The following is a 16,614-nucleotide window of genomic DNA, read 5'->3' as shown; positions in this document are numbered from 1 at the left end:
GGCTAGCGGGCTTCGGTTGCCGTGGTGGTGGCGGGTGAACCCAGGGACTTGCGTCGCAGGGGGCATGCGGGGATGGCAAACCAGCACAGGGCCGCGGCCGCGGCGATTGCGGTGGCCGCGAGGCCCAGGATGAGGTTGGCGGGGGAGGGTAGTTCCTGGACGAGGACGAAGACGCCCATGGCCAGGACGAAGAAGCCAAAGCCCTTGCGCAGGGCCGCTTCGGGGATGCGTCCGGCCAGGCGTGCGCCGAGGAAGGAGCCGAGGATCGCGGCGGCTGTGACTCCGCCGACAAGTGTCCAGTCCAGGGTGACGGTGGTGAGGTAGCCGCCGAGTCCGGCGAAGGACTTCATGGCGATAACCACCAGCGAGGTGCCGACGGCGACGGGCATGGACAGGCCGCCAAGCAGGGCGAGTGCCGGAACGACGAGGAAGCCGCCGCCGGCACCGACGAGCCCGGTGACCAAGCCGACGACCAGGCCCTCGATGATGACCTTGGGCACCGGCAGATCCCCCTGGTGGGGTGCGCCTGCGGGGTTCTTACGGCCGCGGATCATGGCCAGGGAGGTGGCGACCATCATGAGGGCGAAGGCGATCATGAGGATCGTTCCGGGAATATGGCCCCCCAGGAGGCCGCCGCCGAAGGCCCCTGCCATGCCGGCGGCGCCGAAGACGAGTCCGGTGCGCCATTGCACACGTTTCTTGCGGGCGTGGGTCACGGCGCTGACGGCGGAGGTCGCGCCGACGACGAAGAGCGAGGCGGCGATGGCTTCCTTGGGGTTCATGCCGGCGACGTAGGTGAGGATCGGGACGGTGAGGATGGACCCGCCCCCGCCGAGCAGGCCGAGGGAGATCCCGATCAGCACCGAGAGCAGGAGGGTGAGTGCGAGGGTGAGGGTCATGGAGGGGGCCTTGTCTGGGAAGGAAGGGCAGGGGACGCGGGTGGGGTTGGCGCCGGGGTATGGCTTTAGGTGACGGGCAGGCCGGCACGTTGCCAGGCGGTCATGCCGCCGGCCATGGTGTCGGCGGTGAATCCGGCGCCGGTGAGGGCGTCGGCGACGCGGGCGCTGCGGTTGCCGCTGCGGCAGATGACGATGACGGGGCGGGTCCGGTCGATCTCCCCCAGGCGGGTGTTGAGCTCTCCCATGTGGATGTGGATGGCGCCGGGGATCATTCCCTCGGCGACTTCGAAGTCTTCGCGGACGTCAAGGACCTGGTCCGTGGCACGTCGCTGGTCGGTGTCGGTGATGGTGATTTCGGGCATGGTCTGCTCCTTCGGGGGCGTGTTCAAGCGGTATGTGGGTGCTTTCCGGGCCCGGATCAACGCGACCCGGGCCCGGAAACCGGGAGGAATCCGGTTGGCGGCGGGCCAACCGGGTGTGCGCTAGGACTTCTTGGGCGGAAGCTGGGCGAGGACCGATGCACGGGTCGGTTCGTTGCCGGTCTTGTTCCACGGCATCTTGGCCAGGGCCTTGCCCATGGCGCAGGTGTTGGTGGCCGCGGAGAAGGTCAGGCCCGCGCCGATGGCACCGGCGACGGTGCGCAGCTGCGGGGAGAGGAACTTCCCACCCACCAGCCCGGCCACCACGAGGGAACCGGCGGCCATGCGCACCTGGCGTTCCAGGTCCCAGCGCTTGGAACCCTCGACGGTCCCGCCACCGGCCTGCTTGTAAGCGGGGACGCCGCCGGACAGGACATGGGCGTTGCCGAATCCGACTGCCGCGAGGTGTGTCTTGGCTTCGGTGGCGCGCACGCCGGATTGGCAGACCAGCACCACCTTGGTGTCGAGTTTCGAGGCGAGTTCCTCGGTGTGTTCTGCCAGCAACGGGAGGGGGACGTTGTAGGAGCCCTTGATATGCAGGGATTCGAATTCGGCGGCGGAACGCACGTCCAGCACCACGACGTCGGTGCCGGTATCGATCCAGTCCTTGAGCTCTTCGGGGCTGGTGGCCTGGGGGATGGTGTTCATGGGGGTGTGGGCCTTTCTGCCGGGCATGGCGCCCGGCCGGTCCCGCATCCGGAAAGGGGGATGCGGGACCGGGAATACGTAGAATTTATTGTTGAGGGATGGGCAGTGGAGAACCTAGGCGTTCTGCATTTGCTTCCAGTCGGCCCATCCGGCGTAGCTGCCCTCGAGTTCAACGACGTCGAACCCGGCCCGGCGCAGGGCGGAGGCGGCCACGGAGTTGCGCACCCCGGACTGGCAGAAGCTCACGATCACGCCGTCGGACGGAAGCTTGTCGGTGTTCCAGAGCACCCGTCCGGCGTTGAGCTGTTCGGAGCCGGGCACGTGTCCGGCAGTGTGCTCGGTCTTGTTGCGCACATCCAAGACCATGGCCGCATCGAACCCTGCCAGGTCGGCCGGGGAGATCGTGCGGGGCACGTAGACCGGCAGGCCGTCCAGGGAAGTGATGTATCCGGCGACGCGGTCGATGCCCACGCGGATGAGGTGGTCCCACATCTCGGTGGCCGTTTCGCTGTTGGGAGCCAAGAGCACCAGCGGTCGCTGGTCCGTTTCCGGGTCCACGGCCCAGGCACCGTAGCTTGCCGCCTTGGTGCCGGCGGGAATGTTCAGTGCCCCTGCGACGGTTCCCTCGTGGACCTCGGTGTGGTGGCGGGTGTCGACAATGCCGATTTCGTTCGCGGCCAGGGCGGTGGCAACGTCCTCGATGGCCAGCTGGGCCAGCGGTGCGCGTTCGCCCAGGACGGCCGGACCCTGGCGGTTTTCGCGCTTCATGCGTCCGAAGTAGGCGTGGGCGTCGGGCTGCCCGTCAAGCAGGGCCTCGACGAATCCAGCCTCGTCGTTTGCCTCTAGGTAGGGACCCCACCACGCGAAGTTGCGCTCATACCCGACGGTGGAGGACGGGATGGCGCCCAAGGCCTTGCCGCAAGCGCTGCCGGCGCCGTGGCCCGGGTAGACCTGGACGTAGTCAGGCAGGGTCAGGAACTTGTTCTTCAGCGAGACGAAGAGGTCGTGGGCCCCGGCGAAACGGGTGTCGGTACCGCCGGCGGCCTCGTCGAGCAGGTCCGGGCGGCCCAGGTCCCCGGAGAAGACGAAGTCGCCCGAGAGCAGGAAGCCCGGCTTGTCACTGAAGGCGCCGTCGGTGACCAGGAAGGAGAGGTGTTCGGGGGTGTGCCCCGGGGTGTGCAGGGCGGTGACGGTGATGTTTCCCAGCGTGATGGTGGACTGGTCAAAGAGGCGTTCGGCTTCGAATTCGTATTGCCAGTCCGGCCCGCCCTCGCCCGAAACGTAAATCTCCGCGTCGGTGGCGGCGGCCAGCTCCCGGGTGCCGGAGAGGTAGTCGGCGTGGATGTGGGTCTCGGTGACGGCGGTGATCTTCATGCCGTTTTTTGCGGCAAGGTCCCGGTACACCTGGATGTCGCGCCGGGCGTCCACCACGAGGGCCTCGCCCTTGGCCTGGCAGCCGATGAAGTAGCTGGCCTGTGCCAGGTCCTCGTCATAGATTCGTTCGAGAAGCATTGGTTCTCCTTGTGGTTGGTCAGTTTACCCTTCATACCCCTGGGGGTATCCGGTTCACAGGCAACAATAATACCCCCTGGGGTATACGTCAAGTCGTTCACGGATGCACAAAAAAGCGGCGATCGACACCATCGGGAATGGTGCCGATCGCCGCAGGCGCATGCGAGGCTGGGCCTAGCGGCCCAAGAGGCGCGCGAAGAAGCCGCCTTTCTTGCTGGACTCCTTCGGGGCATTTGGATCGCAGGAGCAGCGCTCGCTCCGCGGCACGTGGGCCATGACCTGCTTGACATGCTGGCCACATCCGGCCCAGGTGGTTTTCTGACACTTACGGCATTTGGTCGCACGGCACATATGGTGACTCCTTGCGTCTGGGGTTGTTGATGGAGGCTTGGCCGCCCCCTCTGTATTCGAGTATGGCATATACCCATGGGGGTATCGAGAATCACTGCCATTGATACGCTAAGGAAACCCCCGGGGGTATACCATTGAAGAAATCAACACCTTGAAGGGACCCACCATGGAACTTGAAGCGGACACCATGAAACCGGCCATCAACAGGCTCAAGCGCGCCCAGGGCCAGCTTAACGCCGTGATCCGCATGCTGGAGGAAGGCGGCGACTGCCGCGCGGTGGTCACCCAGCTTTCCGCCGCCTCCAAGGCCATAGACCGTGCCGGGTTCTCCATTATCGCCACCGGGCTCGAGCAGTGCCTGAAAAGCGAGGACCCCACAGCCGACCGTGCCGACATGGAAAAACTCTTCCTCTCCCTGGCCTAGCCCCAGCCATCCAGCGATAGCTCTCCCCGAGACCACCCATGGAGTCCGGCAGGACCACTGCGCGAACTTCGGCAGTGCGGCGGTTCCGCAACCGCCGAGGAATCACTCCCTGCCGCCAAGCGGGCCGTAGCGATCAGCACCCCTGTTCACTAATCAGACGCCGCGCACCGAGCGACAGCAGTCAATGTGGGTGCTTGATCCATCGGCCCGAAGATGCAACAGCCAAGGCCAGAAAACACCGCCACTAAGCACTGTGAAAAACAGGCCACTTATCGTTGTGGCTCACAAGTACTTATTCAGCGAGGCGAAGAACTCAGTAAACACCTGGGAACTGATGCACCAGACATGGATGCCTCAAATTTGCATCCTTGGGCCTGGGAACGAAGCAAATCTTTGTGGAATAGCGGGCACTACCACGAGGCTGTGATGGAGGCAGCTAAAACTATCAATCACGAAGCACAGCAGAAGCTTGGACGCATGGATCTTTCGGAGCGAAAGCTCTTCAACGACGCATTCAGCACCAACCCGGCCAAGCCAGGCGCGCCAAGACTTCGACTCGCCAAAAATGACGGTGGGGACACATATGCGAACCTGCACCAGGGCGCGCGTGCATTCGCCGAAGGGCTCTATGCGGGCATCCGCAACCCAGGCATGCACAAACCGCAGGAAAACCATGGCGGGCAACAGCAGCTAGCCCTCGAACAGCTCGCAGCATTCAGCCTGCTAGCCCGCTGGATAGACCAAGCAGAAGTGGAAACAGCTCCCGCCAATTAGCCGGCACTCAATGAGTGTTCCCATAAACGATAAAAAAACTTTCTGGGAAGAATCTATTTCGGGAAGCAGTTTCGGGAAAACAAGAACATTGAAAAACCGCCGATCCTGTCAGTTTCCGAAGTCCTCAGCATTTCTGTCCATAGTCCACAGCACTGCCGCCCGCAAGGGGAACGTTCTACGGGACACCGAAGTAAGTCGCGATCTCAAAACCTATTAACTCGTCAGTTCGTGACAACGCCAGGGTGCAAACCGGAAAGCACATCTCTATGCGATTACCTGATTTCACAGACGATTTCGTAAGGCTCAAAATTAAAGCCCTGACGCATGGCTTCTCTACAAGCTTCCTGGATCTGTTCATGCACCGGCCGCCCAGGTGAGAATGCACCGACCCTCACCTCGATCCGTGCCCCATTAAAATTAGACTCCAGTACAACCGCGGATTCCACTGCGGCAATTTTCTCTATCTCAGAAGCAATATAGTCGGCCTTCTCTTTCCCCGGTTCCGCAGTACGACTAACGTCTCTGGCTTCCGCCCACGAAACGATGAAGTGATTCAGCCCAAGATGGATTGAGAAGCCCACACCGAGCGCAAGGAACGCAGACGTTGCAACTATCACCAAGATAGTTTTTATCGTTCTGCCATAATATTTCATTTTTACAGCATAGGTTGTTTCACTGGAGTTTCTTCCCGGCTCCGGCATGCAGGGGACGTGTTGCGGACTTGCAATTCCGCAGTTCTGGCTGCGTCATCGCAGCTCTCAGGCCCGAATCTCAACGCATCCGACGAGAATCACGCCAAGATGGACTATTGATTTTACAGCTCATCTTCGTGACAGAGGGGCAACACTGCAGTAGACCGCTAACGTGCACAAAAGGCTAGCAATCCGCAAGTTGTTCCCACGGTTCAAAGTATCAAGCTTCTGGATGGAAATCGGACTGTTCAGCGAACTTTCTGGCAAGTGACTGGTACTTGTCTCTGAACTCCTCTTCGGGAATGTTCTGCCGAGCAACGACGGAGATATTTGTGTTTTCTACGATGTATCGACAACTCATGAGCTCTTCGTAGGCTTCGAGCGTTTCGCATGATTCACCGAAGAGACCAGCCATCCTTTCACCACTGCTATCTTCGACGGCGTCATAGGAGATGAAGAAAAGCTGCACGACACCATCAGCAAGCGTAAGCGCCAAATCTCTATTGTTGCATTCGCCTCCAGTCGCAGAAAGCTGGTGCCCCGATTCCAGATAGAGAAAGGTCCCGATGTGTTCGGTCTCTGTGGACATCTGCTCGTCTGAAGGGTTGCCTGTGCAGAACCCGGTCTCTGCCGCTCGTTCCGCAGTGATGAGTTCGTACCCGTCGATCGATTTTGACACCTTTGAATTCATATCTGTGCCAGATTCAATCAGCGGGCTAGTACAACTGGCAAGCAGTAGAACTGACGCAAGAAGTAAGGCTACTATCGGTTTGCGCATCATGTTCTGCCTCATCGTTCTCTTCCGTTTCTCAATCGCTGCAGCTTTCCAACAAGGCGTACTACGTTACTTATGCCCAGAGTTGGGCCTACAAAATGTAATTCACTGCGTCGTATGCAAACTGCTACGCGCATAGAGCTGACGAATATCCAGAATATCGCCTTGAACAGGAAATACTTTTTCTAGCATTCCTCCCGTTATTCGAGCTGATTCAAAACGGCTCTGGCGAATTCAGCCTACTTTTCATTATCGGGAAGAGCCAGTCCCTGTTGGAGCGAATCTAGCATCCTTGTTCCACAGGTGAACGTGAACTGGCAACTCGCTACTATTGCCTGAGGAGGCGCTGCAATCGCTGAATTCATCCTCAACTCATCAATTAGCTATTCGACATCGTCGTATTAGAGGGACCCATGAAGAAAAATGTCACGAGTTCCACCCTGATTATGGCTCTCGCGCTCTCTGGATGTACTGCTTACGAAGTCGCGCCCGGCCCATCAGTTGTCCCAGCAGAGGAACTTGCACATGGCACTGACGGCGGCCAAGAATGGGCGGATACAAAAATCAATGAGTGGCTCGGAGCGAATGGAGCCAGGAATATCAGTGCGCTCAGTGGTCCGACATTCTACGTCGATTCATGGGAGTCCCCGGCTGAAGGCGAGCTAGTCGTGCGAACTAAAGGTGGAGCCTACGACAAAGTTGCATTAGGCATGATTGCTTCAAGCATTCTTCACGGCACGGGTGAGGACATGCAGAAAATCACTGCGATCAATGAGTACAACAAAATTCAAGCCACCTACGAACGGCTTAAGTAGCGCGGGCTCGTCTCGAGAAAACATTGAGTCACACGATAAAAACGCGTAAATTCATCCATCCATCCGCTGGACTGAGGCATACCAATATAGATCGACTAGGGCATGCCCGTAGAAGGAACGCTAAACGGGAAATTTCGGAGTCAGTCCAGTCGCACTGTGCATGTCTTACCGGTCGGTTCATCGTCAACTGTGAATTCAAGTGTTAAGAATCGGGCTGCTCTCGGCGGGTTAGGAAGATATACCCAGGTGGACTCCCACTCTGTCGCGCTCCCGGCGACCTGTCCGGATGTCAACCGATAATTGGTTCCCACGTCGTCCGAGATGACAGCTCCAACCGGTCCAAGAATGAGCTGGCCGGGCATTGAAGGTGCGTCGCCCGCTGCTTCCTCCCCCTTACGCTTTCTCATGTCAGCCCATTGCGTCAGTTGCTCTTCGTAGCGAACGTCGCGTTGCCAGGTCTCGTGGCTGCGAATTCCTTGGAAGTAGATTTTGATGCCTTCACTTCCCAGCCATCCGGCGGAGTCGATCGGAACATCGGCAATCGACTCGATGCCGGCAAACCGTACGTCCACGCCATCATTGGTTGCGACAACGAGATCACCTGGGGCTGAAATAACTGTCATCATGTGATCATCTTAGAGCCACCCACTAGATTTGCTTCGGGAACAGCTGTTCCATTCCCATAAGACGAACCCATAAGGTCTATGTCTCAATTCTTGCCAGGTAAGCTCGCACTATGTCCGAGACTGAACCTGTATTGGAATTGAATCCCGCGTCTTACACCGTGGTGGAACTCGTCAAGAAATTGGTCGACGAGCCTTGGCCCCAGTCCGATGAAGAACGTGAAAATCTATTCGCGCACCTTGGATTCAAATCAGGGAGCCAGTACAAGCTGGAGAACGAAGAATCGCCCCACCAGATGACTGAGCTGGATATAGGCCTCGGCGGACAAGCACCTAGCTCGTGGGACACCTATAACAAGGAGTTCCTAGGTGTGTCCGTCCACCTCTACGGCACTCAAGACTCCGAGGATCCAGCTGCTCAAAGCGGATACAACAAACTGCGGATGGAACTCACCGAACTCTTTGGAAAACCGGATCATCCGTGGGACAACGAAGAGACGCCACCCTGCATCTGGGAAGCAAACGGCCGGACAATTATTACACACCTCTTCAACCGTCGGGATAGCAGTGTGATGTTGAGCGTGGAGGATTCGGCTCTAGCCGACATTGCGGAAGCCGATTCAATTTCCAGCTGAGCAACCCCAGACAGCATTCCGTGAGGAACACATCTCGTGACGAACAGTCGTATTTCGCCTCAAGCGAGTTTCGGCATCCTGTCAGAGAGTTTTCCGAATAGGAACTCGGGTGTCCCGTAAGACGGTCGCCATACGGGACACTCGATCCGTTGACTTGTTAAGTTTTCGAAACTCCGAGTTTTCAACGATTTCAGATTCCCATATACCCCGCCCGAGAAAATGCCCGGTGAAGGGGCCTTATACGGACGCCAAAAACGGTCGTTTACGACACACTGACCCACCGACTTGGTAGAAATCATAGACAGTTGAAAACTCAACAGATTTTCGAACTCGATTGGTCGCGAAACACAGTGCTATAAACTATGTATCGAAAGTTTTGCATTCCACGAGTATTGAGACATTTAAACATGGGGCATCGCCTCCCGCGCATTCGCGCCCGGCCCGAGCTCGATGAGCTCCTGAGCCAGATCCGCCCCGGCGGCACCCTCATAGTCTGGTGCCTCGACCTACTCGGAAGATCCATCCGGAGCTCACTAGCCACATGGACGCCCTGCAGCCTTGCGGTTATCGCATCGCAATAACTCTAAGATGATGTCCATGGGAATGGCTAAAAGACTACAAATTGAAATTGACGAGCAAGGATGGGCACCAACAGACTTATCCATTTGCGTCGACTGCGTTGAGGATCGAGCACTAAAAAACGCCGTGAGCGGCTCTGCTTCCGCACAAGATGAGTGTTCCTTCTGCGGACGGCAAAACGCAGCCACATTTGATCTCGTTGTTGGCATGTTTGCAGATGGAATTAAGAACGAGTTCAACAACATCGATGATGAAAGTGTTGCCTACGATAGCCGAGAAGGCGGATACCAAATCTCGGATAACCAGAGATGGGATACATGGGATCTCATTGGGGATTTCAGTGACTCGTTCGCACGGGAAGACATCGTCGAATCGCTCAGAGATTCGATGCAGGACAGAATTTGGGTCAAACGAGACGTTTTCTCACTAGGACCCGACATCGCTATGGCTGACGCATGGGAGAATCTATGTGAGCAGGTGAAGTATAAGACGCGATATGTTTTCTGGCTCGCGGATAGCAGGAAAACCGAATCATATCCATCTGCAGGTGAGATTACACCAGCCGAAGTCCTGGATCATATCGGCGAAGTAGTAGATAGCCAGCTAGGCCTGATTTCCACATTAGAGCGGGGAACCACGTTTTGGCGAGCCAGAACCCACCCCGAGGGAAAACTTAATACAGACGTACCAGCGGGTGAGTTGGGGACATCGCCGCGTCAATATGCGAAATCGCCTAACAGGATGAGTCCTGCTGGCATTCCGATGTTCTACGGCGCCGAGGATCAGATAACAGCCATCAAAGAAGTCTCAGCTCATACGCCACTAGAATCTGATCATGTCACTTTCGGACGCTTTAGGCTAGAAAAAGACATAGCGGTCCTAGACCTAACTAAGTTACCGGCAGAACCATCGATCTTCTGCCCCCAACTTGGCCATTTGCGCCGTGAAATCCGCTTTCTACATAAATTTGTAGAGCAGCTTGGACTGAAGATTGATAATGAAGATCAGCCTATTGATTACATCCCCACCCAATTAGTCACCGAATTCTTCATGCAAGCTCACATGCGTGCGAATAACGAACCTGTCATTGGGCTCCTCTACAATTCCACCGCCAGTCCTGGAGGTCTAGCTTGCGTTCTAGACATTCCCAACGACTGTTGCCTAGAAGAAAACGCAACCATCACGCACGATGAGGATGCTCCTACGCTAGTTCTCGAACGCAGAACAGTAGAAACTAGGCCACTGCAAAACTAGAACGTATCCGTATCTTCTATTTCCCAAAAAGAGGCTTCCACCTGGATGAGACGTCTTGCAACCCATGGGTTGCAAGACGTCTCACCGAGCGCCGCTCCCCCAGCTGAAAATCCTTGAAAACTCAACGGTTCTAAATTCTCGCAACTATGTGTCACAACCAATGTCGTAGAATCATATTGACACTATTAGTTGCGAGACACTTTCAAGGGTTCCATGACCAAGCTGATCGGATACGCTCGCGTATCCACCAAAGTCCAAGACGCCGACCGGCAAATCCAAGACCTATTGGCGGCTGGCATCCGGCGCGATGACCTCTACACCGACCGTGGACTCTCCGGGGCGCTGGCCAAACGTCCTGGACTCGATAAAGCCCTCGAAGCACTCTACCCAGACGACACCCTGGTGATTACTACCCTGGACCGGCTCGGACGCTCCACCCAGAAAATGCTCGAACTCGCCCAAGAACTGCGCGAACGGAATATCGGACTGCGAGTGCTAAACCTCGGCGGCGGCGATGTAGATACCAAGACACCCATGGGAGCCATGGTCTTCACTGTCATGGCAGCACTCGCGCAAATGGAGCTGGAGATCAAACGTGAACGCATCAACGACTCTGTGACCAAACGCCGCACCGCCGGAGGGGACCTCGGCGGTCGCCGACCTACCTTCACCGAATCCCAGATCCGAACCGCAGCCAAGCTCATCCAGGCAGGCGATCCAGCCACCCAAGTCGCCAAAGATATGGGAATGTCCCGAGCGACCCTCTACCGCAGAATTAAAGAGTTAGACCACTAAACATCCCAAAAACCTTCCGTGCCCCTTCAAGCCCGGTCGACTTTCGGTACCAGGTTTTGGGAATCCAAGAACATTGAAAAAGCGCACTTCGAACTGATGCTCGGAATGCGCTTTTCAGGTTCTCAGAAACGATCGATTTTGGGCGGTGCCACTAGTACATCAAGTGCTGTATAGTACATCGTATGATGAACATTGAATCGCGGATCGATGCGATGAACCGGCTTGGCCGCGCCATGGCCGACCCCACCCGGTCACGCATCCTCCTGTCCTTGCTGCACGAACCCGGATACCCAGCGGAACTTGCCCAGACCCTGGGACTGAGCCGCGCCAACGTCTCCAACCATCTGACCTGCCTGCGCGGCTGCGGAATTGTCGTGGCGAAACTGGAAGGCCGCAACACCCGGTACGAAATCACCGATCCGCACCTCACCACCGCTCTGAGCGCCCTGGTTGACGTGACGCTGGCCGTCGATGATCAAGTACCTTGCCTGGACTCTTCCTGCCCTGACTGCGCCACCAGCGCCGATCGAGAACACGAGGAGCAAGCATGAGTTCCGCCTGCGGTTGCGATTCACCGGAACCCACCGAAGAATTCGAAGAGGAACTGCCCTGGTGGCGGGATTGGCATGTGCTCGTACCCATAGCCTCCGGCGTTTTCTTCCTCGCTGGGCTCGTCCTTGAATGGAGCACCCACGGCGAGAGCGCCGCCATCGTGGCCATGGTGCTGTTTTGGATCGGCCTGCTGCTGGGCGCTTTTACCTTTGTTCCCAGCGCCCTACGAAACCTGTTCACGAAACGGAAACTCGGCATTGGGCTGCTGATGACCATCAGCGCCACCGGTGCGGTCATCCTCGGCTATGTCGAAGAAGCCGCAGCCCTGGCATTCCTGTATTCCATTGCCGAAGCACTGGAAGACAAAGCCATGGACAGGGCACGCTCGGGCCTGCGCTCTTTATTGAAGCTCGTCCCGGAAACCGCCACCATCATCCGTGACAGCGCACCGGTCGTGGTCAGTGCAGCAGAGATCAAGATTGGCGATGCCCTGCGCGTGAAGCCTGGTGAACGCTTGGCAACCGATGGCGTGGTCAGCCAGGGATCAAGCAGCTTAGACACCTCCGCTATCACAGGGGAATCAATTCCCGTGGAAGTAACAGTGGGTGACCAGGTTGCTGCTGGTTCCATCAATTCATCCGGCGCGCTAGTAGTCACTGCAACGGCTAACGGCACGGACAACTCCCTGACCACGTTGGTGAGCCTAGTCGAGCAAGCCCAGTCGGAACGTGGCGAACGGGCACGGCTCGCTGACCGCATTGCCCGCCCGCTGGTTCCCGGCGTCATCGTCCTGGCTGTACTGATCGCTGTGCTTGGAGCGACCTTCGGCGATCCCGAAACCTGGATCACCCGCGCACTGATCGTGCTGGTTGCAGCCTCGCCTTGCGCGATGGCCATCGCCGTTCCTGTCACAGTTGTTTCCGCTATCGGAGCTGCCAGCAAGTTCGGTGTCATTATCAAAAGCGGAGCAGCGTTCGAACGGCTTGGTTCCCTGCGCCGCATCGCGGTAGATAAAACTGGAACGCTCACACGCAATCAGCCAGTGGTCACGCAAGTCCAGACCGTTGATGATGCGACCCGCGAAGAGGTGCTCGCCGTTGCCGCCGCCCTGGAACAGCACAGCACCCACCCACTAGCTACGGCCATCACCGCAGCAGTGTCCATGATCCCTGAAGCAACGGAGGTTAATGAAGAGCCAGGACACGGCATTACCGGCGTCCTGGATCGTGTTCAGGTCGGGGTCGGCAGTCCTCGATGGATTGCCCCAGGATCGCTTGCTTCCGCCGTTGAATCCATGGAGGCCTCCGGGCAAACCTGCGTCATGGTCACTCGTGCAGAGCAGGCCATTGGCGTGATCGGCGTGCGCGATGAACTACGCCCTGAAGCGGCCGAGGCAATTCGAGACATGCAGGACCAGGGGATCGATGTGGTGATGCTCACCGGCGATAACTCACGTACTGCCCACGCGCTGGCTTCAATCGCCGGCATAGACACCGTTCATGCCGAACTGCGGCCTGAAGACAAGGCCCGTGAAATCGCTTCGTCGGTGCAGCAGGTTCCTACAGGGATGATCGGTGACGGGATCAACGATGCCCCTGCCTTGGCTAGCGCTACCGTGGGGATTGCGATGGGCGCTACCGGTGCCGATGCCGCCATAGAATCAGCCGACGTAGCCTTCACCGGCCATGATTTGAGACTGATCCCGCAAGCCTTGTCCCATGCTCGACGGGGCCGAGCGATCATGAATCAGAACATTGTCCTGTCAATGGCGATCATCGTTGTCCTGCTGCCCTTGGCTATTACCGGAGTGCTGGGTTTAGCCGCGGTAGTGCTGGTTCACGAGGTCGCAGAAGTCATCGTGATTGCCAACGGCCTTCGTGCTGCCCGCGTCCACCGCAAGCAGCTCACCCAGCAGCCGGGCAACGTCCTGCATTAGCGCTGGTTTCGTTGCTGTTGAAGGCGGGGCACTATTTCCACCGGGAAATTAGCGCCCCGCCTTCAACCATTTAGAACCAGAGTGAACCGTGCTGTGCGATGCGCCATTTTTAACGGTAATAAACCGCCAATTGAAACTAACAGTCACACATCATTGACGAAGGAGATGGACACGGCGGTAAGAGCATGATTGAACAATGGGACCACGCGAACGCCAACCTCATCTCCGATCAGTTCCGGAAACGTCCGGAGGATTCGAACAAGTAGTGCCGCTAGCCCGGCTATACCTGAGGCGTCGGCCAAACCCGATCGCCGCTCAATAGGGGGCTGCGCTTAGCCCGCTTGAGCTGCTCAAGGCAGACGCAGACTGTGCTGCGCAATCCTTGAGGAGCCGGAGCCAAATTTTCGTTTGCGTGTTTCGAAAGCTTGCCAGGGGGCTAGAAGGCTACGTTTTCACGCCCCTTGAGCGCCAGCATTTCGCGTGCTTCATCGGGAGTGGCCACCTCAAAATTCAGTGCTTCGAGGATAGTTCGGATACGGGTCACCTGTTCGGCATTCGACGCCGCAAGCTGCCCCGGGCCGATCCACAGCGAGTCTTCTAGACCCACACGGACATGGGAACCCATCGCGGCGCCAATCGTCGCCAGCGGCATCTGATTTTTGCCGGCTCCAAGAATCGTCAGTATGAACACGAGGGACAGTAGCGGTACTCATCCCTAGAGTCCAGCGTTGAGTTCACCCAATTGCGGGAATGCTAGTTGTGTCAAAAACCAAGCGCTACGGGTAGCCCCGAGCGCAGTAAGCAACCCGCCAAGAAAAGAATGAACTTGATCAGTTCGCGGGGTTCTAGTCTGTTATCTGGCATTGGGTCCTAGGAAATTCTCTTCCTTCCAGGTGCTTCGAACCTATCGAGCCGGGGTTCTCTGTCCACCGCTGAACTTAGGCACGGAATGATCTGTGCTTGCCGCGCCGGGAATGAAATTTGGATTGGATTTCTATTCGTAGCCGATTTTCGGGACGAGGGCTGTGGCCGCATGACACGCATCACCGCAAGGGCGGCCTTCATAACGCCTATACTGGTAGGCGTGAGTAAAGCCGGGCAGAACACTGAAGAGCAGGCCTCGGGCCTCGTATTAGTCGACAAAGATCAGGGAATGACCTCCCATGACGTGGTGGGCCGAATCCGTCGGCTTGCAGGAACCCGCAAGGTAGGCCACGCTGGCACCCTTGATCCCATGGCAACGGGTGTCCTGGTGATCGGTGTTAACAAGGCAACACGTCTACTGACCTACATTGTGGGACACGACAAGACCTACACCGCCACCATCCGTCTGGGACAGAACACCGTCACCGATGACGCTGAAGGCGAGGTTATCTCCGAACGCATTGCGGCAGCGGTGACCGACGAGGATATTGAACGCGAAATCGCCAAGCTTCGCGGCAATATCGAGCAGATCCCAAGCCAGGTCTCGGCGATCAAGGTAGATGGCAAGCGTTCCTATGCTCGAGTCCGTGCCGGCGAGCAAGTAGAACTCAAAGCCCGCCCGGTCACCATCTCCCGCTTCGACATCCATGAAATCAGCCGCGAAGTGGGTGGCAAGGTGTTGGACGTAGACGTCACCGTCTCCTGCTCATCAGGAACTTACATCCGGGCATTGGCCCGAGACTTGGGCGAAGCGCTCAACGTTGGCGGTCATCTCACCGCGCTGCGTCGCACCGAGGTCGGCCCATATCCGATAGCAAAAGCAAAGCGTTTGGAACAGCTCGCCGAAGAGTTCGAGATCCTCTCGCTCGACAAGGCAGCCGCGGCTCTATTCCCAAGCCGCGAACTGACCGAAGACGAAGCTTCCGAGCTCTCTTACGGACGAACCATCACCGCTTCCAAGAATGTTATGGAACTGCCCGAGGGCGAGCTCGTAGCGGCTTTCGCACCGGACGGCGGACTGGTGGCACTCATTGCAGATAAGGGCGAGAAAGCTCGCGGCCAAATAGTCTTCACCGGAAAGCAGTAACTCATTTCTTCGTGAGACTTTCAGAAAGGCTCAGTCTTGTTTGCCCTTAACGGCTTCTTTATCGCCGGCGCCATCGTGTGTGCGCTCGCCGTGTTGCTCGGAATCATTGCCACCATCATCCGGCGTTATCCGGATGATTGGGCGTTGATCGCAACAGCAGGAACCGAGATTTTTCTGATTGTCTATGCGGTAGCTGCGGGTATTCGCCAGGCCGGGGGAGAAGCTATTCTCGGTGAGCCTTGGGAATTCTGGGGTTATTTGCTGACCGCGGCAATCATGCCGCCGATAGCGTTCTTCTGGGCGGTCAGCGATAAGAGCCGCTGGGCAAATACAGTACTGGCTGTTTCGGGAGCCATCACATTTGTTATGTTGTTCCGCATGGAGCAAATCTGGCACGTAGGAGTTGTTGCATGAGCGAGAAACCACGTAATTCACGCATCGTACAAGCTGCGCAAGCTCGTGGCGTTGACAAAGCGCCACGTCCGGGAAGAACCACCGGACTGGGCCGCATTATTATCGCCGTTTACGGTGTGCTAGCGCTTTCGGCCACAGTGCGTGCGCTGTACCAGATTTTCTTTCGTGACTTCTCTGAAGCCCCGCTGGCTTACCTTTTGTCATTGCTTGCAGGTCTGGTTTATATCCTCGCTACTTTTACTCTGTCCTCCGCTAAGCCAGGGGCTTGGAAGCTCTCCCTGTTTGCGGTGAGCTTCGAATTGCTGGGCGTGCTCGTGGTTGGATTGCTGTCCTTCGTGCTACCTGATCACTTCGGCCACGACTCCGTGTGGAGCTACTTCGGCAAGGGTTATGGCTATATTCCGCTGGTGCTGCCACTGATTGGTTTGTGGTGGCTCTTCCGTAACCGTAATGAGCGTCACGTCTAAAGACGTGCAAGAATTACCTCGGTAAACTATTTATCTTTC

20 protein-coding genes are annotated in these 16,614 nt (G+C 57.5%); 12 read left to right on the top strand and 8 right to left on the bottom strand.

Annotation, left to right across the window (positions count from 1 at the left end; genetic code table 11):
- Positions 1 to 2 precede the first annotated feature (2 nt).
- From CQ015_RS02880 to CQ015_RS02865, 4 genes are all read right to left on the bottom strand, one after another.
- On the bottom strand, positions 3 to 899 hold the full coding sequence (locus CQ015_RS02880; protein WP_096287260.1) for a sulfite exporter TauE/SafE family protein: 897 nt from the start codon (positions 897 to 899) through the stop codon (positions 3 to 5).
- A 65-nt stretch (positions 900 to 964) separates the two neighbouring features.
- The gene (locus tag CQ015_RS02875) at positions 965 to 1,261 is read right to left on the bottom strand and encodes a rhodanese-like domain-containing protein (RefSeq protein ID WP_096287258.1); all 297 of its coding nucleotides are present in this window, start codon (positions 1,259 to 1,261) and stop codon (positions 965 to 967) included.
- Between the two features lie 120 nt (positions 1,262 to 1,381).
- On the bottom strand, positions 1,382 to 1,966 hold the full coding sequence (locus CQ015_RS02870; RefSeq protein ID WP_022876879.1) for a rhodanese-like domain-containing protein: 585 nt from the start codon (positions 1,964 to 1,966) through the stop codon (positions 1,382 to 1,384).
- Positions 1,967 to 2,080: 114 nt separating this feature from the next.
- On the bottom strand, positions 2,081 to 3,478 hold the full coding sequence (locus CQ015_RS02865) for a rhodanese-like domain-containing protein (RefSeq protein WP_022876878.1): 1,398 nt from the start codon (positions 3,476 to 3,478) through the stop codon (positions 2,081 to 2,083).
- 517 nt (positions 3,479 to 3,995) lie between these two features.
- On the opposite strand from CQ015_RS02865, the gene CQ015_RS02860 reads away from it, so the two are divergent.
- Positions 3,996 to 4,253, top strand: coding sequence for a metal-sensitive transcriptional regulator (locus tag CQ015_RS02860; protein WP_022876876.1), 258 nt, complete (start codon positions 3,996 to 3,998; stop codon positions 4,251 to 4,253).
- Positions 4,254 to 4,466: 213 nt separating this feature from the next.
- Positions 4,467 to 5,027 (top strand): TIGR02391 family protein, encoded by a 561-nt coding sequence (locus CQ015_RS02855; RefSeq protein WP_096287252.1) that lies wholly within the window; start codon positions 4,467 to 4,469, stop codon positions 5,025 to 5,027.
- 272 nt (positions 5,028 to 5,299) lie between these two features.
- Here the strand turns inward: CQ015_RS02855 and CQ015_RS02850 are convergent, their stop codons facing one another.
- Together CQ015_RS02850 and CQ015_RS02845 are read right to left on the bottom strand one after the other, a co-directional pair.
- Positions 5,300 to 5,680, bottom strand: coding sequence for a hypothetical protein (locus CQ015_RS02850; RefSeq protein WP_096287250.1), 381 nt, complete (start codon positions 5,678 to 5,680; stop codon positions 5,300 to 5,302).
- 259 nt (positions 5,681 to 5,939) lie between these two features.
- Entirely contained in the window at positions 5,940 to 6,512 is a 573-nt protein-coding gene (locus CQ015_RS02845; RefSeq protein WP_096287248.1) for a hypothetical protein, read from the bottom strand.
- Positions 6,513 to 6,907: 395 nt separating this feature from the next.
- Here CQ015_RS02845 and CQ015_RS02840 point away from each other — a divergent pair, with 395 nt between their 5' ends.
- On the top strand, positions 6,908 to 7,309 hold the full coding sequence (locus CQ015_RS02840) for a hypothetical protein (protein ID WP_105554767.1): 402 nt from the start codon (positions 6,908 to 6,910) through the stop codon (positions 7,307 to 7,309).
- Between the two features lie 140 nt (positions 7,310 to 7,449).
- On the opposite strand, the gene CQ015_RS02835 is transcribed toward CQ015_RS02840, so the two are convergent.
- Positions 7,450 to 7,935 carry a hypothetical protein gene (locus CQ015_RS02835; protein ID WP_096288297.1) on the bottom strand — a complete coding sequence of 162 codons (486 nt, stop codon included), beginning with the start codon at positions 7,933 to 7,935 and terminating at the stop codon, positions 7,450 to 7,452.
- Between the two features lie 110 nt (positions 7,936 to 8,045).
- On the opposite strand from CQ015_RS02835, the gene CQ015_RS02830 reads away from it, so the two are divergent.
- The 6 genes from CQ015_RS02830 to CQ015_RS02810 all read left to right on the top strand — a co-directional run bounded on the left by CQ015_RS02830 (position 8,046) and on the right by CQ015_RS02810 (position 13,683).
- Complete coding sequence (locus CQ015_RS02830) at positions 8,046 to 8,567, top strand: hypothetical protein (RefSeq protein WP_096288295.1); 522 nt, start codon at positions 8,046 to 8,048, stop codon at positions 8,565 to 8,567.
- Between the two features lie 362 nt (positions 8,568 to 8,929).
- On the top strand, positions 8,930 to 9,148 hold the full coding sequence (locus CQ015_RS19560; RefSeq protein WP_141393592.1) for a recombinase family protein: 219 nt from the start codon (positions 8,930 to 8,932) through the stop codon (positions 9,146 to 9,148).
- A gap of 16 nt (positions 9,149 to 9,164) precedes the next feature.
- The gene (locus CQ015_RS02825) at positions 9,165 to 10,400 is read left to right on the top strand and encodes a HEPN-associated N-terminal domain-containing protein (protein WP_176484263.1); all 1,236 of its coding nucleotides are present in this window, start codon (positions 9,165 to 9,167) and stop codon (positions 10,398 to 10,400) included.
- Between the two features lie 213 nt (positions 10,401 to 10,613).
- Positions 10,614 to 11,195 carry a recombinase family protein gene (locus CQ015_RS02820; RefSeq protein WP_096288330.1) on the top strand — a complete coding sequence of 194 codons (582 nt, stop codon included), beginning with the start codon at positions 10,614 to 10,616 and terminating at the stop codon, positions 11,193 to 11,195.
- A 182-nt stretch (positions 11,196 to 11,377) separates the two neighbouring features.
- Positions 11,378 to 11,746 carry a helix-turn-helix transcriptional regulator gene (locus tag CQ015_RS02815; RefSeq protein ID WP_096288291.1) on the top strand — a complete coding sequence of 123 codons (369 nt, stop codon included), beginning with the start codon at positions 11,378 to 11,380 and terminating at the stop codon, positions 11,744 to 11,746.
- Positions 11,743 to 13,683: a cation-translocating P-type ATPase gene (locus CQ015_RS02810; protein ID WP_096288289.1), complete on the top strand. Its 1,941-nt coding sequence runs from the start codon at positions 11,743 to 11,745 to the stop codon at positions 13,681 to 13,683. The genes CQ015_RS02815 and CQ015_RS02810 overlap by 4 nt, the downstream gene beginning before the upstream one ends.
- A gap of 436 nt (positions 13,684 to 14,119) precedes the next feature.
- Here CQ015_RS02810 and CQ015_RS02805 read toward each other — a convergent pair whose 3' ends face one another.
- Entirely contained in the window at positions 14,120 to 14,374 is a 255-nt protein-coding gene (locus CQ015_RS02805) for a 3-keto-5-aminohexanoate cleavage protein (protein ID WP_255248515.1), read from the bottom strand.
- A gap of 393 nt (positions 14,375 to 14,767) precedes the next feature.
- Here CQ015_RS02805 and truB point away from each other — a divergent pair, with 393 nt between their 5' ends.
- Genes truB through CQ015_RS02790 form a run of 3 tightly spaced genes read left to right on the top strand, consistent with a single transcriptional unit; the run spans position 14,768 to position 16,575 of the window.
- Positions 14,768 to 15,694, top strand: coding sequence for a tRNA pseudouridine(55) synthase TruB (gene truB / locus CQ015_RS02800; RefSeq protein WP_255248514.1), 927 nt, complete (start codon positions 14,768 to 14,770; stop codon positions 15,692 to 15,694).
- A 36-nt stretch (positions 15,695 to 15,730) separates the two neighbouring features.
- Positions 15,731 to 16,108 carry a hypothetical protein gene (locus CQ015_RS02795; RefSeq protein WP_096288285.1) on the top strand — a complete coding sequence of 126 codons (378 nt, stop codon included), beginning with the start codon at positions 15,731 to 15,733 and terminating at the stop codon, positions 16,106 to 16,108.
- Positions 16,105 to 16,575 (top strand): hypothetical protein, encoded by a 471-nt coding sequence (locus CQ015_RS02790; RefSeq protein WP_096288283.1) that lies wholly within the window; start codon positions 16,105 to 16,107, stop codon positions 16,573 to 16,575. Before CQ015_RS02795 ends, CQ015_RS02790 begins: the two co-directional genes overlap by 4 nt.
- Positions 16,576 to 16,614 lie beyond the last annotated feature (39 nt).

The organism is Arthrobacter sp. MYb221 (assembly GCF_002979835.1).
GTDB lineage: Bacteria > Actinomycetota > Actinomycetes > Actinomycetales > Micrococcaceae > Glutamicibacter.
This window is presented reverse-complemented; position numbering and strand designations above follow the sequence as displayed.